General features: G+C 72.1%; 21 protein-coding genes. 9 read left to right on the top strand and 12 right to left on the bottom strand.

What is annotated here, in order from left to right; translation table 11 throughout:
* Positions 1–15: 15 nt before the first annotated feature.
* Genes ACIA47_RS09935 through ACIA47_RS09925 form a run of 3 tightly spaced genes read right to left on the bottom strand, consistent with a single transcriptional unit; the run spans position 16 to position 2,129 of the window.
* Complete coding sequence (locus ACIA47_RS09935; RefSeq protein WP_203120626.1) at positions 16–447, bottom strand: ASCH domain-containing protein; 432 nt, start codon at positions 445–447, stop codon at positions 16–18.
* 50 nt (positions 448–497) lie between these two features.
* Entirely contained in the window at positions 498–1,544 is a 1,047-nt protein-coding gene (locus ACIA47_RS09930) for a questin oxidase family protein (RefSeq protein WP_203120625.1), read from the bottom strand.
* Between the two features lie 33 nt (positions 1,545–1,577).
* Positions 1,578–2,129: a phosphoribosyltransferase family protein gene (locus ACIA47_RS09925; protein WP_203120624.1), complete on the bottom strand. Its 552-nt coding sequence runs from the start codon at positions 2,127–2,129 to the stop codon at positions 1,578–1,580.
* Positions 2,130–2,316: 187 nt separating this feature from the next.
* Here ACIA47_RS09925 and ACIA47_RS09920 point away from each other — a divergent pair, with 187 nt between their 5' ends.
* The 4 genes from ACIA47_RS09920 to ACIA47_RS09905 all read left to right on the top strand — a co-directional run bounded on the left by ACIA47_RS09920 (position 2,317) and on the right by ACIA47_RS09905 (position 6,647).
* On the top strand, positions 2,317–2,949 hold the full coding sequence (locus tag ACIA47_RS09920) for a septal ring lytic transglycosylase RlpA family protein (RefSeq protein WP_396706930.1): 633 nt from the start codon (positions 2,317–2,319) through the stop codon (positions 2,947–2,949).
* A gap of 104 nt (positions 2,950–3,053) precedes the next feature.
* The gene (locus ACIA47_RS09915; protein WP_203120638.1) at positions 3,054–4,178 is read left to right on the top strand and encodes a PP2C family protein-serine/threonine phosphatase; all 1,125 of its coding nucleotides are present in this window, start codon (positions 3,054–3,056) and stop codon (positions 4,176–4,178) included.
* A gap of 128 nt (positions 4,179–4,306) precedes the next feature.
* Entirely contained in the window at positions 4,307–6,163 is a 1,857-nt protein-coding gene (locus tag ACIA47_RS09910; RefSeq protein ID WP_203120622.1) for an acyl-CoA dehydrogenase, read from the top strand.
* Positions 6,164–6,377: 214 nt separating this feature from the next.
* Complete coding sequence (locus ACIA47_RS09905) at positions 6,378–6,647, top strand: DUF6458 family protein (protein WP_030487564.1); 270 nt, start codon at positions 6,378–6,380, stop codon at positions 6,645–6,647.
* Between the two features lie 49 nt (positions 6,648–6,696).
* Here the strand turns inward: ACIA47_RS09905 and ACIA47_RS09900 are convergent, their stop codons facing one another.
* A complete protein-coding gene (locus tag ACIA47_RS09900) occupies positions 6,697–7,236 on the bottom strand; it encodes a SixA phosphatase family protein (protein WP_396706928.1) in 540 nt (179 codons plus the stop codon).
* A 112-nt stretch (positions 7,237–7,348) separates the two neighbouring features.
* Between ACIA47_RS09900 and ACIA47_RS09895 the strand changes: the two genes are divergently transcribed.
* Positions 7,349–7,636 carry a DUF6458 family protein gene (locus ACIA47_RS09895; protein ID WP_203120620.1) on the top strand — a complete coding sequence of 96 codons (288 nt, stop codon included), beginning with the start codon at positions 7,349–7,351 and terminating at the stop codon, positions 7,634–7,636.
* A gap of 477 nt (positions 7,637–8,113) precedes the next feature.
* Here the strand turns inward: ACIA47_RS09895 and ACIA47_RS09890 are convergent, their stop codons facing one another.
* Complete coding sequence (locus ACIA47_RS09890; RefSeq protein WP_203120619.1) at positions 8,114–8,791, bottom strand: hemolysin III family protein; 678 nt, start codon at positions 8,789–8,791, stop codon at positions 8,114–8,116.
* A gap of 107 nt (positions 8,792–8,898) precedes the next feature.
* Between ACIA47_RS09890 and ACIA47_RS09885 the strand changes: the two genes are divergently transcribed.
* The 3 genes from ACIA47_RS09885 to ACIA47_RS09875 are packed head-to-tail and all read left to right on the top strand — an operon-like array spanning position 8,899 to position 11,247.
* Positions 8,899–9,654: an allophanate hydrolase subunit 1 gene (locus tag ACIA47_RS09885; protein ID WP_396706925.1), complete on the top strand. Its 756-nt coding sequence runs from the start codon at positions 8,899–8,901 to the stop codon at positions 9,652–9,654.
* Positions 9,552–10,514: a biotin-dependent carboxyltransferase family protein gene (locus tag ACIA47_RS09880; RefSeq protein WP_396707355.1), complete on the top strand. Its 963-nt coding sequence runs from the start codon at positions 9,552–9,554 to the stop codon at positions 10,512–10,514. Before ACIA47_RS09885 ends, ACIA47_RS09880 begins: the two co-directional genes overlap by 103 nt.
* On the top strand, positions 10,498–11,247 hold the full coding sequence (locus ACIA47_RS09875) for a 5-oxoprolinase subunit PxpA (RefSeq protein ID WP_203120616.1): 750 nt from the start codon (positions 10,498–10,500) through the stop codon (positions 11,245–11,247). Before ACIA47_RS09880 ends, ACIA47_RS09875 begins: the two co-directional genes overlap by 17 nt.
* Positions 11,248–11,280: 33 nt before the next feature.
* On the opposite strand, the gene ACIA47_RS09870 is transcribed toward ACIA47_RS09875, so the two are convergent.
* From ACIA47_RS09870 to pdhA, 7 genes are all read right to left on the bottom strand, one after another.
* A complete protein-coding gene (locus ACIA47_RS09870; protein WP_396706922.1) occupies positions 11,281–13,119 on the bottom strand; it encodes an NHL domain-containing thioredoxin family protein in 1,839 nt (612 codons plus the stop codon).
* A gap of 236 nt (positions 13,120–13,355) precedes the next feature.
* The gene (locus ACIA47_RS09865) at positions 13,356–13,742 is read right to left on the bottom strand and encodes a hypothetical protein (protein ID WP_396706920.1); all 387 of its coding nucleotides are present in this window, start codon (positions 13,740–13,742) and stop codon (positions 13,356–13,358) included.
* A gap of 81 nt (positions 13,743–13,823) precedes the next feature.
* Complete coding sequence (locus ACIA47_RS09860) at positions 13,824–16,559, bottom strand: hypothetical protein (RefSeq protein WP_396706918.1); 2,736 nt, start codon at positions 16,557–16,559, stop codon at positions 13,824–13,826.
* Between the two features lie 342 nt (positions 16,560–16,901).
* Entirely contained in the window at positions 16,902–17,039 is a 138-nt protein-coding gene (locus ACIA47_RS09855; RefSeq protein WP_165435866.1) for a hypothetical protein, read from the bottom strand.
* Between the two features lie 217 nt (positions 17,040–17,256).
* Positions 17,257–18,744: a dihydrolipoamide acetyltransferase family protein gene (locus tag ACIA47_RS09850; protein ID WP_396707353.1), complete on the bottom strand. Its 1,488-nt coding sequence runs from the start codon at positions 18,742–18,744 to the stop codon at positions 17,257–17,259.
* Between the two features lie 5 nt (positions 18,745–18,749).
* Positions 18,750–19,739, bottom strand: coding sequence for an alpha-ketoacid dehydrogenase subunit beta (locus tag ACIA47_RS09845; RefSeq protein ID WP_396706916.1), 990 nt, complete (start codon positions 19,737–19,739; stop codon positions 18,750–18,752).
* Positions 19,739–20,914: a pyruvate dehydrogenase (acetyl-transferring) E1 component subunit alpha gene (gene pdhA / locus ACIA47_RS09840; RefSeq protein ID WP_396706914.1), complete on the bottom strand. Its 1,176-nt coding sequence runs from the start codon at positions 20,912–20,914 to the stop codon at positions 19,739–19,741. Before pdhA ends, ACIA47_RS09845 begins: the two co-directional genes overlap by 1 nt.
* Positions 20,915–21,439: 525 nt before the next feature.
* Here pdhA and ACIA47_RS09835 point away from each other — a divergent pair.
* Positions 21,440–22,348 (top strand): hypothetical protein, encoded by a 909-nt coding sequence (locus tag ACIA47_RS09835; protein ID WP_396706912.1) that lies wholly within the window; start codon positions 21,440–21,442, stop codon positions 22,346–22,348.
* Positions 22,349–22,367 lie beyond the last annotated feature (19 nt).

Genomic DNA, 22,367 nt, shown 5'->3' with positions numbered 1-22,367 from the left:
CGGCCGGGGCGGCGGTCAGGTGCCGAGGTCGCCGCTGGCCACACCGCCCTGGCCACCGGAAACCAGGCGGAAGCGCAGGCAGACGATCGGGGTGTCGCCGTCGACCGGCGTGCCGAGCCGCGCCCAGTAGGTCGAGTGCCCGGCCCGCCACTCCTCGATCGAGCGGTCACCCTCGCCCTCGGCGTGGGCGAAGTCCCAGGGCACGTCGGCGAAGCGGACCACCTCGACGCCGGTGATCTCCACGACGCCGGCCAGGGCGTTGTCGTCGTCGACCAGGGCCAGGCGTTCGCCGACGTGCTCCAGTTCCTCGCCTTCTTCCGCGTACTCGGCGAGCCGGCCGGCCGTCGCGGTCTTCACACCCGCCAGCACCAGGGTGTTGAGGGTTGACCGCAACTCGCCGGGGGTGCCGAGGGCGAGGGCGCGCAGTTCACCGATCCGAGGCCACATCCTGCCGAGGCTAGGCCAGCGCGGTCGGGGTCGCCGCCGCAATACCCCGCTCAGATCAGTTGGCCGGCGTAGCCGGGTGCGGTGAGAAGCCGCTCGTCAGCACTGGTCGCGTACGCGTCGAGGATCGCGTCGGCGAGCTTGACCACGTGCTCGTCGCCGTGGCGGGCCGCGCGGGCGAAGACCTCCGCCGGCGTCGCGGGGGTCACTGTGGGTGGCGCGATGCCGTTGGCTGGGGCGTACACGGAGGTCATGGCCGCCGTCGCGGCCCAGGCCGCGGCGAGGCTCGGCGCCCACAGACCCCGGTCCAGTGCCGGCAGGGTACGCAGCACGGCGGTCGGCGCGGTGACGGCGTGCACCAGCATGACCGGCGCGGCGTGTCCGAAGCGCAGGTAGTCCAGGCCGGCCCGGTGCACCAGCGCAGTGAGCCCGCGCTCCGCCTCGGCCGGGCTCCGCACGGGGCGCAGCGTCGTGAGTGCCGACTCCCATCGGGGTACGCCCGGCAACTGCTCCAGCCGATCCCGGACGCCACCGGTCTGGTCGTCGATCCGGGGCAGCCCGGCCAGCGCGGCCGCCACGTCGTTGTCGTCGGCGCCTGGCTGGTCCGTTTCGCCGGTGAGCAGCCGGTCGGTGCCGGGGATCGGCTGCCACCGGGCCGCCCAGTAGCCGAGGGCCTGGCCCAACTCGGTGAGCCGCTGTCGGTTCTCCTCGTCCGGGTCGAGTGCGCGTACGGCGTGCCCGACGCGGATCACACCGTGCGTGGCGCCGGCGGCGATGCCCGGCAGCAGCCGAGGCCACCAGGTGCCGAGCACCGCGCGCCACGGGTGTTCGCGCAGTTGCCGGTCGAAGTAGGCCAGCCAGTCACCGGCGCGCTTCGGATCGCCCAGCGCCGACCGCCAGTCGTCGATCGGGTGCAGCCCTCGGGGCAACTCGTCGAGGCGGCCAAGGTAGTCGTCGAGCCAACGGTGCACCCGGTGCGGGTGCCCGTGTCGGACCAGCGCCTCGACGGCCATCGGCCCGTGGTTGGACAGCCAGCCCTGGTATTCGGGGCCGGTGCGGTGCAGCCGCTCGTACGCCTCATCGAGAACTCCGTCGCCCATGCGCCGATCGTCGGTGTTGAACCTCGCTTCAGGTCAAGAGGGCAGATCCTCGGCGTCGATCAGGCCGGTGATCCGTAGGTCGGCCGCGACCTCGGGGGAGCAGTCCACGACCAACACGGCGGTGCCCAGCACCTCGGCGCCTCGATCGGCGCAGATGTCGTAGAGGGCGTGTAGCTGCGCGCCGGTACGCACCCAGTCGTCCACCACCAGCACCCGGTCGTCGGGGCCGAGGTGTCGCTCCCGTACGGCGAGGTCCACCCGTCGGCCCCGGTAGTCCGGTGGGCTCTGCGCCCAGGTGAGTGGCCCGGCCGGCAGTCGCCCGTCACCGGGCTTGTGGGCGGCCACGAAGCCGACCCCGAGGGCGGTGGCGGCCAACGGCCCGAGCAGCAGCCCGGTGACGGCCGGCGCGAGCACCACAGTGGGTCGGGCGGCCCGGTACGGCGCCACCAGGGCCGGCCCCAGCTTGGCCAGCACCGCCGGGTCCCGCCACCAACCGGAGATGTCGCTGACCAGGTGACTGGTGTTCGGGCCGGGGTCGATCCACTGGAACAGGGCGGCCAGGCGTTCGGTCAGATCGGCGGGCATCCGCTCATCCTGCGGCACGGGCGGCGGGTGTGGCGGCACCCGGGCCACCCGGCCCACTCGGGGTCGGATGATCGGCTACACGTATCTGGGTAAATACGGGCATACCACCATGATCACGTTGACTTCGGAAGTGCTTCTCTCGTTACGGTCCGACCCGGTTTGTTCAGACGACGAAAGGACCGGGCCGGTGGCAGGCAAGCACTCCCGTACCCGCATCTTCTCCTCCCCGGCGGGCATCGTGGCCACCGCGGCGGTCGGCGTCGCCCTCGCCGTCGGAGGCACGGTGGGCGCCGTGCAGCTGGTCTCCGGCCCCGACCAGTCGGGGCAGGTGGCTCTCGACCTCGCCCCGACCACCGCCGCGAGCAGCCTCACCCCCAGATCCCCGGCCGTCACCCCGAGCGTCAGCGCCTCGCCCAGCGTGACCGCCAGCCCGTCGGCGACCCGGTCGCAGCAGGCCGCCTCTCGGAGCAAGGAGCGCACCTCGTCGCCGAAGCCGAAGCCGACCGCCAAGAAGACCACGGCCGCGGCGAAGGTGCTGGAGAGCGGTTCGTGCGGCGCCTCGTTCTACTCCGACGGGCAGCTCACCGCCAACGGCGAGTCGTTCAACCCCGATGCGCTGACCGCCGCGCACAAGACACTGCCGTTCAATACCAAGGTCCGGGTGACCAACCCGGCCAACGGCAAGTCGGTGACGGTGCGGATCAACGACCGGGGCCCGTTCATCGACGGCCGCTGCCTGGACCTCTCCCGGGCCGCCTTCGCCACCATCGCCTCGGTCGACGTTGGCGCGCTCACCGTCCGCTACGAGGTCCTCGGCTGAGCGGGACCGGCGACGCCGATTCGGCCGGCCGACTGGGCCGGCCGGACAGAACCTCCTCGGACGACGGGTCAGGTTCATTCACCGGTTCACGTGGATCAGGCAAACTGTCCCTCGTACCCACGCGACTCCTCCAGTCGGGCCGTCGCCCGCTGAGCCCCGGATCCCGCGCCGGCCTCGGCGCGGCCCTCGTCCTGCTCGCGATCGTCTCGGCGGTGGAGGCGGCGGACGGCCGCAAGGTGCACTACGTCGCGCTCCTGGCGGCCGCGCCGGTTCTCGCCGCCGCCCTGGCGTCCTGGCTGGTGGTCCTGGGGGTGGGCGTCGCGGCGACAGTGATCGGCACCGGCTTCGCGCTGGTCGCGCCGAAGGTCTCGTTGGCCACCTCGGTCAGCGTTGTCGCGGTCGCGCTCGTCACCGGGATGGCCGTGGCGGTGGCCTGGGTTCGCCAGCGGCAGGCCGAGCGGATCGTCGAGCTGACCAAGCTCGCCGCGGTGGCCCAGCAGGCGGTGTTGCGCCCACTCGGGCCGCAGGTCGGCACGCTCTCGGTCGCGGGACGCTACATCTCCTCCACCGCGACGGCCGAGATCGGCGGCGACCTGTACGAGGCGATCGACACGCCCTACGGCGTCCGCATGATCATCGGTGACGTGCGGGGCAAGGGTCTGGACGCGGTCCGGCTGGCCAGCATCGTCCTCGGTTCCTACCGGCACGTGGCGTACGAGCGGGCCGACCTGCGGGCCGTCGTCGCCGACCTGGACCGCGCGGTAGCCCGCAACGTCGGCGACGAGGACTTCGTCACGGCGGCACTGGTCGAGGAGCGCGGCGGCACCCTCACGATCGTCAACTGCGGGCATCCGCCACCGCTGCTGTTACGCCGGGGTGCGGTGATCCCGCTGGAACCGCCGGCCCCGGCACCTCCGCTCGGGTTCATGCCGGTGGTCCGCCCCCGGGTCGAACGCCTGGAGCCCGGGGACCGGCTGCTGCTGTTCACCGACGGTCTCGGCGAGGCGCGACGGGACGGTGAGTTCTTCCCGACCGCCGATCGGGCCTGGCGACTGCTCGGCCATGGAACTGTCGCCGACGGGCTGGCATCGCTGGAGACCGCCCTGGTCGAGTGGGTGCACGGTCGGCTCGACGACGACATCGCGCTGGTCCTGATGGAGTACGTGGGTGCCCGTACCGGCGCGGCCGTCGCCGTCCCGAGCTGGGAGGTCGGCGCCGCCGAGAGCTGAGCGGCCGACCGGGCCCGCAGGTGTGTAATCGCCGTCACTTGGGTGATCCGCTTGTCGCTGCCTACCCGCGAGTAATACAGTCGGGGTTACTGATCGGTAACACCTGTCCGGAAGCGGGGCCAGCGAGCATGACCCACTACAAGAGCAACCTCCGGGATCTCGAGTTCAACCTGTTCGAGGTCTTCGGGGCGGACCGGGCGTTCGGCCAGGAGCCGTACTCGGATCTCGACACCGACACCGCCCGCAGCTTCCTCGCTGAGGTCGACCGCCTCGCCCGCGAGGATCTGGCTGCCAGCTACACGGACAGTGACCGCAATCCGCCGGTCTTCGACCCGGCGACGCACACCGCGCCGCTGCCGGAATCGTTCAAGAAGTCCTACCAGGCATTCATGGACTCCGAGTTCTGGCGCCTGGACCTGCCGCCGGCGCTCGGCGGCACCAACGCGCCACGCGCCCTCTGGTGGGCGCTCGCCGAGCTGGTGCTCGGCTCGAACGCGCCGGTCTGGATGTACGCCTCCGGCCCGTCCTTCGCGCACGTGCTGCACGTCGAGGGCAACGAGCGGCAGAAGAAGTGGGCCAGGCTCTTCATCGACAAGCAGTGGGGCTCCACGATGGTGCTCACCGAGCCGGATGCCGGCTCGGACGTTGGCGCGGGGCGCACCCGGGCGATCCAGCAGCCCGACGGCACCTGGCACATCGAGGGTGTGAAGCGCTTCATCACCTCGGGTGAGCACGACCTGAGCGACAACATCGTGCACTACGTGCTGGCGCGTCCGGTCGGCGTGGAGGGTGTCGGTGGCCCCGGCACCAAGGGCCTGTCGCTCTTCGTGGTGCCCAAGTTCCACTTCGACGAGACCACCGGTGAGCTGGGCGAGCGCAACGGCGTCTACGCCACCAACGTCGAGCACAAGATGGGCCTGAAGGTTTCCAACACCTGCGAGGTGACCTTCGGCGAGCACGGCGTACCGGCCAAGGGTTGGCTGCTGGGCGACAAGCACGACGGCATCCGGCAGATGTTCATGATCATTGAGTACGCCCGGATGATGGTCGGCACCAAGGCCATCGCCACCCTCTCCACCGGTTACCTCAATGCCCTCGAGTACGCGAAGAACCGGGTGCAGGGCGCCGACCTGATCCAGCAGGCGGACAAGACCGCCCCCCGGGTCACCATCACCCACCACCCGGACGTGCGCCGCTCGCTGCTGCTGCAGAAGTCGTACGCCGAGGGTCTTCGCGCTCTGGTCCTCTACACCGCCACCTGGCAGGACAAGGTCGCGCTGGCCGAGGCTGCCGGCGACGAGAAGGCCACCAAGCTGGCCAAGCGGGTCAACGACCTGCTGCTGCCGCTGGTCAAGGGCGTCGGTTCGGAGCGGGCGTACGAACTGCTCGGGCACGAGGCCCTGCAGACCTTCGGCGGCTCCGGGTTCCTCCAGGACTACCCGCTGGAGCAGTACGTCCGCGACGCCAAGATTGACACCCTGTACGAGGGCACCACCGCCATCCAGAGCCTCGACCTGATCTTCCGCAAGATCGTTCGGGACAACGGCAAGGCGCTGCTCGCGGTCTCCGGCGAGATCCAGGAGTTCATCTCCTCCGAGGCGGGCAACGGCCAACTCAAGGAGGAGCGGCAGGCGCTCGGCAAGGCGCTGGCCGAGATCCAGAACATCCTCGGTGTGCTGACCGGCTGGCTGGGCGAGGCGCAGGGCGGCGACACCCGCGCGCTCTACAAGGTCGGGCTGAGCAGCCGGCGGTTCCTGCTGGCGATCGGCGACCTGGTGGTCGCATGGCTGCTTCAGCGGCAGGCCGAGGTGGCACTGAAGGCGCTGGCCGGCGAGGTCTCCGCCAGCGACAAGGCGTTCTACACCGGCAAGGTGGCCGCTGCCCGCTTCTTCGCCCGTGAGGTGCTGCCCCGCATCGGTGCCGACCGGCGGATCATCGAGGGTGCCGACCTCGACATCATGGACCTCCCGGAGGAGGCCTTCTAGGTTCGGTGCCACGGCACGTTTGACGGTTCCGGGTCGCACCGCCCGGCACCGCAACGGCCGGTGGGGCTTCTGCCCCGCCGGCCGTCGCCGTCTCACCCTGGCCACGGCACGTATTGGCCGAGCCCGGTCGGGTATGCCGCTGGCGTGGCGGGTAACCGTCGCGTGACCTCGAAAGGGAACGCCCAGAGCCACCGCACGGGGGAGTGCAGCGCACATGGGTGTAGGAAGCGGCATTTTTCTCATCGCGATCGGCGCGATCCTGACCTTCGCGCTGAGAGCCAACGTCTGGTGGATCGACGTACGGGCGGTCGGCTGGGTGTTCATCCTGGCCGGGCTGGCCGTACTGCTGACCACGGTCTGGTTCTGGCAGGACCGACGCAAGCGGGCTCGAACCCTCATCGTGGAGGAGAACCGGCTGTCTCATCCGACGGCGATGATGCCGCCACCGCCGGACCCGCCGCCACCAACCGCGCCGCCGTCCTGATCCCCGCACAACGCCCACCCCTGAGCCACCCGTCGGATCGGCGGGTGGCTCAGTCGCGTGCGGTGTGCCGATCCGTGAGCGGCGCGCCCGCCCTGTTCAACTCCATCCAGCTTGGCGGGCAGCGGTGCACCGCCAGCTCGGCGGTGCGCAAACCCTCGTCGTCCACTCCCTCGGGATCGAGGAGCGCGGAGAGCAGCGAGATGCCGGGATTGTGGGCAATGAGCAGCGCCGTACGGGCCGCTGGGTCAACCGTGCGGACCAGCGACAACAACTCCTCGGGGTGCGCGTCGTACGCACCCGGCTCATAGCGGACGGTCGGGCGAGGACCGGTCGGGCCACCCTCCGGCGGCGAGCCGGTCATCCCCATCGCCACCCCGTGCCAGGTCTGCCGGGTGCGTCGGGCCGTCGAGCAGATCACCATGTCGGGCAGCAGTCCATGGTGCGCCAACCAGGCCCCGGCCGCAGCCGCGTCGGCGTTTCCGCGTGCGCTCAGCGGCCGCTCCGCGTCGTCCGCCGCGTCGCTGCCCTGCTCGGCCTTCGCGTGCCGGAGCAACACCAGTGTGCGTGTGTCGGGGTCGACGTCCGTCATGCCCCCAGCTTGCCCGATTGGCGATCTCCGTGCCTGGGTAAGTCGATGGATGCCGCACCCCTACCGACGGCCGCGGCGCGACGTACGCCAGGTTAGAGCCGAGGAGCGAGACATGGGCATTGGTGGCAGCATCTTCTTGATCGCATTAGGCGCGATCTTCGCTTTCGCAGTGGAGGCCGACCTGGGCTGGCTGGACCTGGCAGTGGTCGGCTGGGTGCTGATGCTCGCCGGCGTCGCCGGCCTGCTCACCACCCTCTACTTCTGGAACAGCCGCCGCCGCCCGGTGGCGGCAGCGCCGGTACGCGAGGAGCGCGTGGTGGCCGACCGGGTCGTGCCGGTCCAGGACAACCAGGTCGTGCAGGAGTACCGCGAGGTGCGTCGGCCGGGTCGACCCGTCTGATCCTCGCCCACACACTCCGGGGTCCCGCAGCGTCGCGGGGCCCCGGCGCGCGTCTGCGCCCAGCTTGTGTGCGCCCAGCTGGTGCGTGTGCGACGGGACCGCCGGCACCCCGCTACCCCTGCCAAGATCCGCGCACTTCCGGGGAAACTGCTGCCTGGCGGCGCGTCGAGGCAGCAGTTTCCCCGAAGTTGTGCGGATCTTGAGGACGGGCCCGATCCCGGGAACGGTGATCGGCCGAAGATCGTGCTCGATCCAGGAAATAGGGCCTTCGGGGGCGAGCGAAGCCACTACATCATCCATTGAGCACGATCATGGCGGCTGCCGCCATGGCGTTCCCGGCGAGCGGCGTTGCCGGGACCAGGAGGCCGGCTGCCCTCGCGCCGGACTGTGTTCGCCGGACGCCTGCGCCGTGGCCGTTTCGTGCCGCGCCTGCGTCGTGGCTGTTTCGGGCCGCGCCCTGCGTCCTGGCCGTCTGGGTCAGGCGAACAGCGCGAAGTAGATCGCGATGTGGTGACAGAGAGCCGCCAGCAGCGTGCAGGCGTGGAAGAACTCGTGGTGGCCGAAGACGGTCGGCCACGGATCGGGTCGGCGCAACGCGTAGAAGACCGCGCCAATGCTGTAGATCGCCCCACCGACGATCAGAAGCACCAGTGCCGCGACGCCGCCCCCGTGCAGGATCTCCGGCAGCATGGCCACCGCCACCCAGCCCAGCGCCAGGTAGAGCGGTGCGGACACCCAGCGCGGCGCGTGCGGCCAGATCACCTTGACCGCCACGCCGGCCAGTGCGCCGCCCCAGACCAGGGCCAGCATCACTGTGGCCGGCCGGGGCGCGAGCAGCATCGCGCAGAGTGGTGTGTACGTGCCGGCGATGAACACGAAGATCATCGAGTGGTCCATGCGGCGCATCACCTGGTAGCCGCGCTCTGACCACACACGACGGTGGTACAGCGCGCTCGTGCCGAAGAGCCCGCAGACCGTCAGGCTGTAGATGAGGCAGCTCACCAGGGGTGCCCACCCCGGCCGGGTGGCGGCGATCGAGCAGAGCACGATGCCGCAGACCACGGCGACGAAGAAGGCGTACGTGTGTAGCCAGCCGCGCATCCGGGGCTTACCGATGTCGACCGGCTTCAGGCGAAGCGGGGCGGAGGTGGTCACCCAATTAGGTTACGGCACCGTAGGTTACTTGCAAGTAGTGGCGTTGGTGACACCCGGCACCGTCAACGTGAACACCGGATCGGCACGACATCGGCGAGGATGATCGGATGCGGATCCGACCCGTCGGGGCGCACGCCCTGCTACTCGACTGCACCGCCCCCGCCGACACCGCCGAAGCCGTGGCCGACATCCCGGAGGCCGCGTTTGTCGAAGCGTGGCGGGCCGAGCTGTGGCGGCGTCGGGAGCGGGGCGACCTGATCGCCGTGGAGATCGTGCCGGCGGCCCGGACCGTGCTGCTCGACGGACTGCCCGACCCGACCATCACGGCCGAGCAGTTGACCCGATGGACGTCCGCCGTCACCGCCGCGATCACCCGCCCCAACCAGGCCGACGCCAAAGCCCACGCCCACGACAAAGCCCACGCCGAGACCGAAGCCAAAGCCCACGCCGACGCCCACAACACCACAGCCGAAGCCGACGGCGCCGCGGACGTGGTCGTACCGGTCACCTTCGACGGGCCGGACCTGCCGGTGGTGGCGGAGCACTGGAGCGTGGACGTGCCGGCAGTGCGGCACCGGTTGACCAGCACCCGGTTCCGGGTTGCCTTCTGCGGCTTCGCCCCCGGATTCCCCTACCTGACCGGGCTGCCCGCCGAGTTGGCGCTGCCCCGGCTGGCCACGCCCCGTCCCCGGGTGCCGGCCGGCTCGGTCGCGTTGGCCGGCCCGTACGCCGGCATCTACCCGGGCGCTTCCCCGGGCGGCTGGTTGCTGGTCGGTCGGACCGACCTGGTGCTGTTCGACGTGGCCGCCGACCCGCCGGCCCGACTCGGTCCGGGAACCACGGTCCGGATCGTGATGGCGTGACCCACCCGGCCACCATCGAGGTGCTCCGCGCCGGTGCGCTCACCACAGTGCAGGACCTGGGCCGGCCCGGCTGGGCGCACCTGGGCGTACCCCGGTCCGGCGCCCTCGACCCGGGTGCCCTGCGGTTGGCCAACCGACTGGTCGGCAATCCGGAGCACGCGGCCGGCCTGGAGATCACCCTGACCGGCTGCACCCTGCGGCTGGCCCGTGCCGCCACGGTGGCGGTCACCGGCGCCGAGGTCCCCGTCCAGGCGGGTGCCCGACCCGGTGACACCGGACGCCCGCTCACCGTGCCGGCCGGGACGGTGCTGCGGATCGGTCCCGCCCGACGGGGCGTACGGAGTTGGCTGGCGGTGGCGGGCGGCATCGACGTGTCACCGGTGCTCGGTAGCCGGGCCACCGACACCCTCTCCGGGCTCGGCCCGCCTCGGCTGCGGGACGGTGACCTGCTGCCGCTCGGTGATCCGGTCGGCACCCCCGCACCGGTGGACCTGACCGTGTGCCCCACGCCGCCTGAAGAGCTGCACCTCACGCTGGGCCCCGGTCCTCGCGGGGACTGGTTCACGCCGACCGCGTTCGACCGGCTCTTCGGCAGCGCGTACACCATCAGCCCGGTGAGCAACCGGGTCGGCGCGCGGCTCGCCGGCGCGGCGCTACCCCGCGCGGTGGCCGGCGAACTCCCCAGCGAGGGCATCGTGCTCGGCGCGGTGCAGGTGCCGGCGGACGGACAACCCCTGATCTTCCTCGCGGACCATCCGACCACCGGTGGATACCCCGTCATCGGGGTGGTCACCGACGTGACCCCGCTCGCGCAGGCCCGGCCAGGTACTACCGTCAGATTCCATGGACCTCAACGCTGACCTGGGCGAGGGATTCGGCATCTGGCGACTCGGCGACGACGAGGCGCTGCTGAGCCTCGTCACCTCCGCCAACGTCGCCTGCGGCTTCCACGGCGGCGACCCGTCCACCATGCGGCGGGTCTGCGAGGGCGCCGCGCGCCGCGGGGTCGCGGTGGGCGCGCAGGTCGGCTACCGGGACCTGGCCGGCTTCGGCCGACGGCACATCGCGTACGACTTCGCCGAGCTACGCGACGAGGTGACCTACCAGTTGGGGGCGCTGGACGCGTTCTGCCGGTTGTTCCGCACCCGGGTCCGCTACCTCAAGCCGCACGGCGCGCTCTACCACGCGGCCAGCACCGAGGAGTCCCAGGCGGCGGCGGTGGTCGCCGCCGTCAGCGGTTACGACCCCGAGCTGCCCGTACTCTGCCTTCCCGGTTCGACGCTCGCCCAACTCGCCGTGGGCGCGGGCCTGCCGGTGGTTGCCGAGGCGTTCGCCGACCGCGCCTACCAGCCCAACGGGGCGCTGGTGCCGCGCGGCACCCCCGGCGCGGTGATCACCGACCCCGAGCAGGTCGCCGAACGGGCGGCGCGGATGGCCACCGAACGCAGCGTGGTGGCGGTCGACGGCACCGTCATCCCGTGCTCGGTCGACTCGATCTGCGTGCACGGCGACACCCCGGGCGCGGTCTCCGCCGCCGAACTCGTCCGCGCCACCCTGATCGACGCCGACATCACAGTGGCCCCGTTCGCCTGATCGGAGGGGCCCGGCGGGCCCCTCCGATCGGCGTCAGGCGTCCAGGCCGCGAAGCACCAGCGGCAGCCGGGTCACCGCTCCGTCGACCACCCGGACCGGTACGCCCCAGTCCTGCCGGGTCAGGTGGCACGCCGCGTGCTCGACGTCCGCGTCACAGGTCGCCGCCTGCGCGGTCACCTGAAGCACCCCCGCGGTGACCTCGCCGTTGAGCACCAGCCGGCGGGACAGCTCGGTGCCCGTGCCGGCACCGTCCACCAGCAGTTCCGGCGGGGACGCGGAGACCATCAACCGGGTCGACGGCCCGTACGTCTCGTCCAGCTTCTGCCCCGGCGCCGGGGTGAAGACGATGTCCAGGGTGACCTCGCCAGCGGCGACGTCCGTCGGCTTGCGCTCGGTGCGGTGCCGGGGCCCGTCCACAGTGCTGGCACCCGCCGCCGACAGGGCACCGGGGGCGAGCCGGGTCAACCGGTGCGCGGCGGACTCGACCACCAGCACCTCACCGGACGGGGTGAGCACCAGGTCGCTCGGCTCTGCCAACCCGTCGGCGACGGTGGAGACCTGGTTGCTGGCCGGGTCGAAGCGGCGCACCGCGCCGTTGTACGTGTCCGCGATCAGCACCGAGCCGTCCGGCAGCGCGCACACGCCCAGCGGGTGCTGGAGCAGCGCCGACTCCGCCGGACCGTCCACGTGCCCGAAGTCGAACAGGCCCTGCCCGACGGCGGTGCCCAGCACGCCGTTCTCGACGTACCGGACGGCGCTGGACTCGCTGTCGGCCACCCAGAGCCGGGTGCCGTCGGCGGAGGTGGAGAGCCCCGACGGCTGCGCCATCCACGCCTCGGCCAGCGGGCCGTCGCGCAACGCCTCCACTGTGGTGCCGGCGTACATGCCGGCGGTCCGCTTGATCGGGTCGAACCACCAGAGCTGGTGGATGCCGGCCATCGCGATGATCAGCTTGTCGTCGTACCAGGCCAGGTCCCACGGCGACGAGAGGTCGACGGCGAACGCGTCGTGGGCGTGGTCGTCGACCTCGGCGCGCCACTGCCGCCCACTGCCGGCCACGGTGACCACCTCGCCGGACTCCAGCCGTACGCCGCGGAGCAGGTGGTTGACCGTGTCGGCCACCACGAGGTCGTAGCCGGCCACCTCGGCGACGTGCGTGGGCAGCAGACACACTCCCTGCGGTTCGGAGAACGTCGCCGCCTCGGCCGACCCGTCCGCCCGGCCCCGCTCACCCGAGCCGATCCGACGCACCGGCGTCTCGCCGTCCCGGTCGACCTCGACCACTGAGTGCCGGGCCGAGTCCGAGACCAGCACGTTGCCGTTGGGCAGCAGCGCCGCCTTGCCCGGGAAGCGCAGCGCGGTCTCCGGTGCCGGCGGCGGGACGTACGGGCCGTTCCCCCGGTGCAGGGTGCCCTTGGCCTCGTGGGTGGCGATCAACTCGTCGATCAGTCGGGCCAGCCCCTCGGCGTGCCCCTCGCCGGCCATGGTGGCCACCACGTAACCCTCGGGGTCGATCACCGACAGGGTCGGCCAGGCCCGGGCCGCGTACTGCTGCCACATGTCCAGCTCAGGATCGTCGAGTACGGGGTGGTGCACCCCGTACCGCTCCACCGCGGCGGCGAGCGCGTCGGCGTCCTTCTCATGCTCGAACTTCGGCGAGTGCACGCCGATCACGACGAGCACGTCGCCGTACTTCTCCTCCAGCGGGCGCAGCTCATCGAGCACGTGCAGGCAGTTGATACAACAGAACGTCCAAAAATCCGCAATGACGATCTTGCCGCGAAGGTCCTGCAAAGTGAGATTCCGGCCGCCGGTGTTGAGCCACTGCCGGCCCCGTAGCTCGGGGGCACGTACACGCGCTGTCGTTCCCATGCCTGCCAGCCTGCCACGCCCCGTGGGCCCAGCCGCCGTGACCCGTATGACAAGCGTCCTAGCCTGCGCCGCCTTCGTTGCGTTCCCGGCGCTTCGCGGCGTACTCGCGGACCTGGGCTCCGTCCCAGATGCGGCCGACGGTCAACGTCTCCATCGGGGGCGGAAAGTCAGGGCGGTCAACCAGGATCGCGGCGCGCTGGCGGGAGACGCCAAGGCCAACTACTCCGCCATAGGCCCTAGCTAGTTAACGTCCCAATCTCGCTGATCTCGGTCCCAACTGTGGGACAGATCCAGACCGCTCGGTCGGCGCGCACTACCGCTGCCAAGGGGTGGCTCTCGGGATGCTGGGGACAGGGCGGCCAGTTGGTGGCACGGCGCAGTGACCACAGTGCCTCCACTGCCCACTCCTGAACCTGGTCGGCGAGCGCGACGACCTGTGTCACGGTGGGTAGGCCGAGGTCGATCGAGATCCCTCGGCCGGAACCGTCCGGGGCGTAGAGGAAGGCACTGGCGGTCTGTGGTTCCTCTCGCCACGGCTCATCGCGAAGATCGGGCTGCACCCCGCCAGGCTTCCCAAGATCGGACAAGATCGGCTCCAGCGCCGCCGCCAGCTCACGTTCCACTACCAAATTCTGCCCGACGCAGAAGGCGCGGGTACGACGACGGCGGGGTCACGGTTGCCCGTGACCCCGCCGGCGGTGCAGCTACTTCGTGGCCGGCTTCAGGCAGAGCACCCGGTTGGTGCCCTCACCCGGCAGCACCACGTGGGGCTGCGTCGTGTCGGTGCACTTCTCCTTGGCGTCCACCTTCGAGACGATCGTGAACGCGCCCGCCTCGCCGCAGTCCGCCGCCGAGGCGCCGCCCTGCCCGGACTGCTTCACGCAGGTGCCGACCGCCGGGTCGAAGGCCGGCGTGTCGTTCCCGCCGACCTTGCCGAGCAGCAGCAGCAGGCCGAGCGGCACCGCCAGGATGAGCATCGCGGCGATCAGCACCGCGGCCAGCACCCTGCCGTTGCGTACCTTCGGCGTCGGTGGCTCCACCTTCGGCTCGTCGGCGTCCGGCTTGAACGAGTCGAACCGGCCCTGGTCCGCCTGGCCGGCCTCCTGGCCCCAGGACGGCGCGGGCTGCGGCGGTGGCGGGAACGACGGCGGGAAGCCGCCGCCCGGCGCCGGTTCGGTCGCCGGCCCACCGAAGCCCGGCGCGCCGGAGCCCGGCCCACCGAAGTTCGGCGCACCGAAGGTCGCCGCCCCGTTCACAGTGGCGGCACCGGCGGCAGGCGACCCGGGGCCGCCGAACTGGTCCGCCGGCGGCTCGGCACCGGAGTGCGGGCGGGTGCCGTTCACCGGCCTGTTGTTGCCCGGGGCGTCGACGAAGGACGGCACACCCGGCGGGAACGCCGGCGGCGCCGACGGGGCCTCGTTGAACGCGTTCGGTGCGGGCTGCCGGTCGTCGAAGCGCGGATCGGCCGGGGACTCGCTGCCCCAGCCGGGCCCAGCCTGCCGCTGCGCCTCGTTCTGCCAGTCGGGTGCGGACTGCTGCCGCTGCGCCTCGTTCTGCCAGTCGGGAGCGATCTGTCGCTGCCCCTCGTGCTGCCAGTCGGGCGTGGCCTGCCGTGGCGCGTCGTTCTGCCACTCCGGAGCACCCTGGCGCTCGGCGCCCGAGTCGCCCTGGAACGCCTCCGGCTCCGGCTCGGCCTCCGGCTCCGATCGTGCCGGACGGCCGTACACCCGGGGTTGCGGGGTGGCCGTGCCGGTCGGTCGGATGGCCTGGTCGGTCGGGGGCATCACCCGGCTGGCCAGCGGCACCGAAGCGCTCGCCGTGGCCCGGGCCGCTGCGCCAGCTGCCGACTCGGCGTCCGACACCGGTACGACCGCGCGGCCCGCTCCGGACTCCGGAGAGGTACGCGGGGCGGGCACCACAGCGCCGCTCGCGGAGACGTCCTCGGGGCGGCCACCGTACTGGGCGGCGGCGGCGTCCGGGGTCTCCCGCTCGGCGTAGGCGGGCTGCTCGGGGATCGGTGCGAACTGGGCCTGGGGCGCGTAGTCGGCCGGCGGAACGGCAGCCAGGCTGGCACCCGGGACGCGCTGCTCCTGCGGGGGCAGCGGCACCGCGTTGGCCGGGGAGATGCCCGGCGCGGGCCCGGGCTGGTAGGCCGGTGCCTCGTCGCCTCGGTCCGCCTCCCAACCGCCGCGGGACTGGGCGGAAGCCTCGGCCTCCGCGCGACCCCACACCTCACCGGGGGCCCACGGCTCGACCTCCGGCACGCCGCCGGAGTTGCCCTGGGCGGCGTTGTCCGGTCCGTTGGCCCAGTTGGGCGCACCGCCGCTGGTGGGCACGCTGGCGCTGGCGCGGGCGGGGAGGTTGCTCGGCTCTGCCGGGGTCCACCCTGCCTGCTCCGGCCGCTCGGTCGGCTGCTCCGGTTGGGAGAGCACCCAGTCGGGCTGCTGCGGACGGCCCTCGGCCTCACCCCAGGCGGCCGGCCGCGCGGGCTGGTCCTGCCGCGCGTCGCTGCCGTCGTTCCACAGTGCGGGCTGCGCCTGCTGCTGCTGCGCGGCCCACCCGCCGGAGTTGGCCGGATCGTCCTGCGCGGGCCAGTTCGTCGTCGGGGCCGGGACCTGGGCGGCGCCACGGGTCGGGTTCGGCTGGGCGGCCTGACCCCAGCCGGGGGCGGGCTGCTCGGTCGCTTCGGCGGGCTGGCCCCAGGTCGGTGGCGACTGCTCCGCCGGCGTCCACACCGGCTGGTCGTCGCGGGCGGCGCCGGCGGGCCAGCCGCCGTTGCCAGCGGCCTGGTCCTGCTGGCCGCCGCCGGACCAGCCGGCGGCCTGCGGTGCATCGGATTGCGGAGATTCGGTCGCCCGCCAGTCGGCGGGGGGCGGGCTGGCCTGCGCCGCGCCGCCCCAGCCGCTGGCCGGGTCCTCCTGGGCGGGCCAGGCGGCGGTGGCCGGGGGAACCTGCGCGGCACCCCGTGCGGCTGGCTGCGCCTGAACCCAGTCCGGCTGCTCAGCGGGGGTGTTCGGGGTCCAGGCCGGTGCGGGTGCGCCCTGCTCGGCGGGCGTCCAGCCCTGCTGCTGCGCGGCCCAGGGGTCGGGCTGCGCCGGGGCCGGCGTGCTGTCGTTGCCGGGCCACGCGCCGGGCTGCTGCTGCGGCGGCTCGCTCGCGCCACCGCCGGCGGCCCAGGCGGGCTGCGCCGGGTCGTTGGGCTGCCCAGCGGCGGCGGCACCCCAGGCGGGGGCCGGCGGCTGCTCGGACTGGGTCGCCCATGCCGGCGTCGACGGGCTGGGCCGCGTCGGGGGCGGGGGTGCCCAGCCCAGGTCGGGGCCGGCGGCGTTCTGGCCGTTGTCCGGCTGCGCCGGGCGGTCGCCGTACGGCGCCGGTCCGCCGGCGCCCGGTGACACCTCGTCCGGCTCTTGGCCGGGGCGGTGCGGGCCCTCGGACGTCATGGGTGCGCCTCCTCCATCACATGTCGGCTCGCCGGTGCCGATCGGTCTCCTCGGCGTGGCTGCCGGCGTCACCGGCGTACCGCTGTGCCGGCTCCCCGCACGGTATCGGGTGGTGGCACGACACGTCCAAGGAGCACTGGCCGTCACTCACCGTGGCCGGTTGATGTCGAGCAGCTTTGTCGGCTCGGCCTCTGCCGGGTCGGCGGGCGGCGACCGAAGCCCACCGTACCGGGCGCTGCGGCAGGGCGGAATCCCGGTGGTGGTGGTTGGGAAACGCCGATGGCCCACCCGGTGGGCCGGGTGGGCCATCGATCTGGAGGAGGTGAGGAATGTCGTGGAGCGTCAGCTCATGTGACGCTGGGCGATGACGAGGATCTCCTCGCGAACCGCCGGCGAGTTCGCCGAGCGCAGCGCGTGCTCGATGGCACGGGCGCGGCGGGTCGCGTCGCGGTGGTTGCGGATTCGCTCGATCATGCTCATTGGTGGGTCCCCCTAGCTATTCGGTTGTCAGCCCCTGATGCCTCTATTCAACAGCAGAAGCCGGCGAACTTCCATCGATTATTAGGTGAGCTGGGACACCTGCCTAACAATCAAAGGTCAACAGGCCACCTGGCCGATGGTTTCGTCGCCCAACGGACACGGCCGGTGTGCCGGGCGTTAACCCGTGGCACACCGGCCGTGGCTGGCGTTCGAACGATCAGGTCCAGGCGAGCAGCGCCGCCTCCGGATCCGTGAGGAAGTCCCCGACGTCCCGCAGGAACTTCGAGCCCAGCTCACCGTCGATGATCCGGTGGTCGAAGCTCAGCCCCAGCGTGGTGACCTGGCGAACCTTGACCTTGCCCTTGTGCACCCAGGGCATCTCCCGCACCGCGCCGAAGGCCAGGATCGCGGACTCGCCCGGCGGCAGGATCGGTGTGCCGGTGTCCACCCCGAACACGCCGACGTTGGTGATGGTCAGGGTGCCGCCGGACATGGCCGCCGGCGAGGTGCGGCCGGACTTCGCCGTCTGCACCAGGTCGGTCAGCGCGTCCGCCAACTCCCGTAGCGAGAGCCGGCCGGCGTCCTTGACGTTCGGCACGATCAGACCGCGCTCGGTGGCCGCCGCGATGCCGAGGTTGACGTACTCCTTGACCACGATCTCGTCGCCCGCCCAGGTCGAGTTGACCATTGGATGCCGTTGCACCGCCAGCAGCACCGCCTTCGCCACCAGCAGTAGCGGCGAGACCCGTACGTCGCGCCACTCCCGCCGGCCACGCAGCCGGTCCAGGGCCTTCATCGCCCGGGTCACGTCGACGGTCAGGAACTCCGTCACGTGCGGGGCGGTGAACGCCGAGCGGGACATGTTCTCGGCGGTCAGCTTGCGGACGCCCTTGACCGGGATGCGCTGCTCCCGGTCCGCGCCGAAGCTGGGCGCTGTCGTCGCCGCGATCGGCTCGGCAACCACCACGCTCGCACCGCTCGCCGCCTGCTGCACGTCCTCCCGGGTGATCGAGCCAAGCGGCCCCGACCCGGTCAACGTGCCAAGGTCGACCCCGAGATCCTTGGCGAGCTTGCGCACCGGCGGCTTGGCCAGCACCGCCCCGCCGCCACTCGCCCCACCGCGTCGATCATGGACCTCTGGTGCCGGAATCGTGGAGGTGGCGGCTGGTTTGTCACCCACCACAACTCCATGATCGACCCCAGCAGGGGTGGTGACCGGCGCCACGGCCTGCGCCGGGACCGCTCCCTTGCGGGGGCGGCGCTTCGCGGCGGTGGTACGCGGGCCGTAGCCGACCAGCACCGCCGTCCGCCCGCCCGGGGCCGCACCGCCGATCAGGCCGGGCTCGATCATGCCCTCGGCCGGTGCCACCTCCACCGCCGCCAGCGAGGCAGCCGACGGGGTGGGCAGATCGCCGCTGGGCGTGGCCGTGGTCGACTGCGCCTCCAGCGGCCCGGCACCCGGGTCGGTGTCGATCGCGATGATCGGCGTACCGACCTCGACAGTGGTGCCCTCCGGGTGGTGGATCGCCTGCACCTGGCCGGCCCACTTCGCCGGGATCTCCACGGCCGCCTTCGCCGTCTCCACCTCGACGATCGGCTGGTTCAGCTCGATGGTGTCGCCGACCTTGACCAGCCAGGCCAGGATCTCGCCCTCGGTCAGCCCCTCGCCCAGGTCGGGCAGGTTGAACGTCTTGATCCGGGACATGTCGCTCACCAGCCGAAGGTGCGGTCGACGGCATCGAGCACCCGGTCGAGGTCGGGTAGGTACTCCTCCTCCACCCGGGCGGCCGGGTAGGGGGTGTCGAAGCCGGTCACCCGCAGCACGGGCGACTCCAGGGAGTAGAAGCACTCCTCGGTGATCCGGGCGGCCAACTCGGCGCCGAGGCCGATGTTGGACGGTGCCTCGTGCACCACGACCGCACGGCCGGTGCGCTTCACCGACTCGTACGCCGCGGTCAGGTCCAGCGGCGAGAGCGAGCGCAGGTCGATGACCTCCAGCTCCCGGCCGTCCTCGGCGGCGGCGGTCGCCGCCTCCAGGCAGGTCCGCACCATCGGGCCGTAGGCCAGCACGGTGACGTCGGTGCCGGGCCGCACGACCCGGGCCGAGTGCAGGGGGTACGCGTCGGACAGCGGCGCGTCCAGGTCGACCTGGCCCTTCTCCCAGTAGCGCCGCTTGGGCTCCAGGAAGACGATCGGGTCGTCCGAGGCGATGGCCTGCTGGATCATCACGTACGCGTCCTGCGGGTTGGAGCAGGTCACCACTTTCAGGCCGGCGGTGTGCGCGAAGTACGCCTCCGGCGACTCGGAGTGGTGCTCGACAGCGCCGATGCCGCCGCCGAACGGGATCCGGATCACCATGGGGATGCTGAGCCTGCCCCCCGAGCGGTAGTGCATCTTCGCCACCTGCGACACGATCTGGTCGTACGCGGGGTAGACGAAGCCGTCGAACTGGATCTCACAGACCGGCCGGTAGCCGCGGATGGCCAGACCGACAGCGGTGCCGATGATGCCGGACTCGGCCAACGGGGTGTCGATCACCCGCTGGTCGCCGAAGTCCTTCTGGAGACCGTCGGTGATCCGGAAGACGCCGCCGAGCTTGCCGACGTCCTCGCCCATGATGATGACCTTGGGGTCGTTCTCCAGGGCGCGGCGCAGACCGGTGTTGAGGGCCTTGCCGATGGTGAGCGTCTCCGTGGCCATCAGTGGGCGCTCCCCTCGAACGACTCCATGTAGCGGCTGAACTTCGCGCGCTGCTCGTCGAGCAGCGGAGACCCGTTGGGGTAGACGTGGTCGAACATCGTCACCGGCTCCGGGTTCGGCATCTCGAGCACCCGCTCGCGCAGGTGCACCGACTCGCGGCGGGCCTGCTCGTCGACCTCGGCGAAGAAGCCCGCGTCGGCGATCTGCTGCTTCTCCAGGAAGGCCTTGACCCGGGCGATCGGGTCCTTGGCCTGCCACGCCTCGACCTCGCTGGCAATGCGGTAGCGGGTCGGGTCGTCGGAGGTGGTGTGCGCACCCATCCGGTAGGTGTACGCCTCGATCAGGCTCGGGCCCTGCCCGAGGCGGGCGTTGTCCAGCGCGGTGCGGGTGACCGCGTACGTGGCGAGCACGTCGTTGCCGTCCACCCGTACGCCTGGGAAGCCGAAGCCGGCGGCCCGCTGGTAGAGCGGGACACGGGTCTGCCGCTCCAGCGGCTCGGAGATCGCGTACTGGTTGTTCTGGCAGAAGAAGACCAGCGGCGCGTTGAACACGCTGGCCCAGACGAACGCCTCGTTCACGTCGCCCTGGCTGGTGGCGCCGTCGCCGAAGTAGGCGATCGCCGCCTCGCCGTCGTCGGTGCCGGTCTTGCCGTCGATGGTGATCCCCATCGCGTAGCCGGTCGCATGCAGGGTCTGCGCGCCGATGACGATGGTGTACATGTTGAACTTGAACTCGTTCGGGTCCCAGCCGCCCTGGTCGACGCCGCGGAACAGGCCGAGCGGCATGATCGGGTCGATGCCCCGGCAGTAGAGGACGCCGTGCTCCCGGTAGGTCGGGAAGGCCATGTCCTGGGTACGCAGCGCCCGCCCGGAGCCGACCTGGGCGGCCTCCTGGCCGAGCAGGCTGGCCCAGAGGCCCAGCTCGCCCTGACGCTGGAGAGCGGTCGCCTCGGCGTCCAGCTTCCGGACCAGCACCAGGTCCCGGTAGAGACCGCGGTATTCCTCGTCGGTGAAGTCGACGCGGTACTCGGTGCCGTCCGGCCCGGTGGCGCTGTCGATCCGCTCGCCGTCGGGGGTGAGTAGCTGCACCAGCGCGGGGTCGCCGGCCGCGCCCTTTCTGGAGCGGGATGCAGCCCGCCTGCTGCGGGTGGTGCCCCCGGGGTCGCCCTTTGCCATCGGTCTCTCCCTGTCGTGTCTGCGTCGGCACCGGGGGGTCACCCGGCCGCGCAACTCGTGCGCCTGCCCGGCTGCTGCCGGACCGGTTCCTGGCGGCCGCGCCTAGCCCCGGTGGGGGTTGCCGCACGGCGTGATCCGGGTTCTGGCCGAACCCGGATCGGGAGCGCCGGCGCTCAACCGCGCCTGCCGCGAGGGTGCGCGGAGGTCACGGCTGCGTTGCCGTCGTGCTCCATATTCGCAGAGCAGGTGAGCGCGCCCACAGTACGCCTGCCTCCGCAATCCGGCCGCCCCTGCTTTGACGCCGTTTGTCGCCATCATGCCGGCCCGCGTTTCCCATGCGTTGCGGCACGATTCGTCACCGTTCGGGCAGCACCGCGTGTCGACACGCGGTGGAGGTTGGCTGACCCACTGTGACTGGGCGAGGCTGATTCCCGCAGGATCGCGCCTATCGGGTTGTTTGTCGGGTTTTTGCCCCCGGGCGGCGTCCATCCATGTCCTCCGACGGCCGACGACTAGGGGTGTGCGGTGTACGAGCCAGGTGACGGTCCCGGCACACCAGCGCTTGGTCGGCACCGGTCGGCTGGCGGCTATCGCCGGGTGGTCGGTGTCCACCGGGCCCCCGGCGCGGGTGGCCCCTCCCGCGGTTACCTGCTCACCGTCGCGCTGCTGGCCGGCACGGCGTCGATGCCCATCCTCGCCGCGATCAGCGCGGGCTCGGCCACCCCGGGCAGCACCGCCCTACCGGACAGCAGCACCCCGTTCATGCCGACCCCGTCCGTCGGGCCGGTGGTGATCCCAATGCCGGTGACCACCCAACCACCGCTTCCCCCGCTCGGCACACCCAGCGTCGGCCCGACCAGCGGCTGGCTGCCGGCCGCTCCGTCGCGTCCACGGGAAGGCTCCGCCGCTGCCGACCCCGGGCCCGCCCGGCGGACGACCGCCCCGCCGGTGGCACCGAGACCGACGCGGAGCACCTCGCCGCCGGTACCCCCGCCCGTCGTTCCGCCACCCCCGACCGACCCCGACCCGACCGATCCGCCAGGCCCGGACCCCACCGACCCGGACCCCACCGATCCGCCGGGCCCGGACCCCACCGACCCGGACCCGACCGATCCGCCGGGCCCGGACCCGACCGACCCGGACCCGACCGACTCGGCCGATCCCGATCCGAGCCCGACCCTGACGGTGGACCCGACGCCCACGCTGGACCCGACGCTGGGGCCGACACCCACGCCGACCGACGACGCGACCGCGACCGCCGTGCCGACCAGCACCCGGTCCGTCCCGGCCCCCACACCCACGCCGCCCGCGATACCGACCCGCCGACCCAGCCCGGCGGTCCCGTCGCCGTCGGCCGTCGCCTCGAAGCCCCGCGTCAGCCCGGTGCCACTGGCCGGACCGACGTACCCGGCGGTGTCTCCGACGGTACGGTGACGATCAGGCGCGGCCCGTC

The sequence above is a fragment of the Micromonospora sp. NPDC051227 genome (assembly GCF_044455385.1).
Lineage (GTDB): Bacteria > Actinomycetota > Actinomycetes > Mycobacteriales > Micromonosporaceae > Micromonospora.
This window is presented reverse-complemented; position numbering and strand designations above follow the sequence as displayed.

Bases quoted from the DNA above. Each gene is read 5' to 3' on its own strand.
- ACIA47_RS09930 (WP_203120625.1), bottom strand. From the start codon at position 1,544: ATGGGCGACGGAGTTCTCGATGAGGCGTACGAGCGGCTGCACCGCACC.
- ACIA47_RS09905 (WP_030487564.1), top strand. From the start codon at position 6,378: ATGGGTGTAGGAAGCGGCATTTTTCTCATCGCGATCGGCGCGATCCTG.
- ACIA47_RS09935 (WP_203120626.1), bottom strand. From the start codon at position 447: ATGTGGCCTCGGATCGGTGAACTGCGCGCCCTCGCCCTCGGCACCCCC.
- ACIA47_RS09855 (WP_165435866.1), bottom strand. From the start codon at position 17,039: ATGAGCATGATCGAGCGAATCCGCAACCACCGCGACGCGACCCGCCGC.
- ACIA47_RS09895 (WP_203120620.1), top strand. From the start codon at position 7,349: ATGGGCATTGGTGGCAGCATCTTCTTGATCGCATTAGGCGCGATCTTC.
- ACIA47_RS09870 (WP_396706922.1), bottom strand. From the start codon at position 13,119: ATGGGAACGACAGCGCGTGTACGTGCCCCCGAGCTACGGGGCCGGCAG.
- ACIA47_RS09875 (WP_203120616.1), top strand. From the start codon at position 10,498: ATGGACCTCAACGCTGACCTGGGCGAGGGATTCGGCATCTGGCGACTC.
- ACIA47_RS09910 (WP_203120622.1), top strand. From the start codon at position 4,307: ATGACCCACTACAAGAGCAACCTCCGGGATCTCGAGTTCAACCTGTTC.
- pdhA (WP_396706914.1), bottom strand. From the start codon at position 20,914: ATGGCAAAGGGCGACCCCGGGGGCACCACCCGCAGCAGGCGGGCTGCA.
- ACIA47_RS09850 (WP_396707353.1), bottom strand. From the start codon at position 18,744: ATGTCCCGGATCAAGACGTTCAACCTGCCCGACCTGGGCGAGGGGCTG.
- ACIA47_RS09885 (WP_396706925.1), top strand. From the start codon at position 8,899: ATGCGGATCCGACCCGTCGGGGCGCACGCCCTGCTACTCGACTGCACC.
- ACIA47_RS09860 (WP_396706918.1), bottom strand. From the start codon at position 16,559: ATGACGTCCGAGGGCCCGCACCGCCCCGGCCAAGAGCCGGACGAGGTG.
- ACIA47_RS09925 (WP_203120624.1), bottom strand. From the start codon at position 2,129: ATGCCCGCCGATCTGACCGAACGCCTGGCCGCCCTGTTCCAGTGGATC.
- ACIA47_RS09900 (WP_396706928.1), bottom strand. From the start codon at position 7,236: ATGACGGACGTCGACCCCGACACACGCACACTGGTGTTGCTCCGGCAC.
- ACIA47_RS09845 (WP_396706916.1), bottom strand. From the start codon at position 19,739: ATGGCCACGGAGACGCTCACCATCGGCAAGGCCCTCAACACCGGTCTG.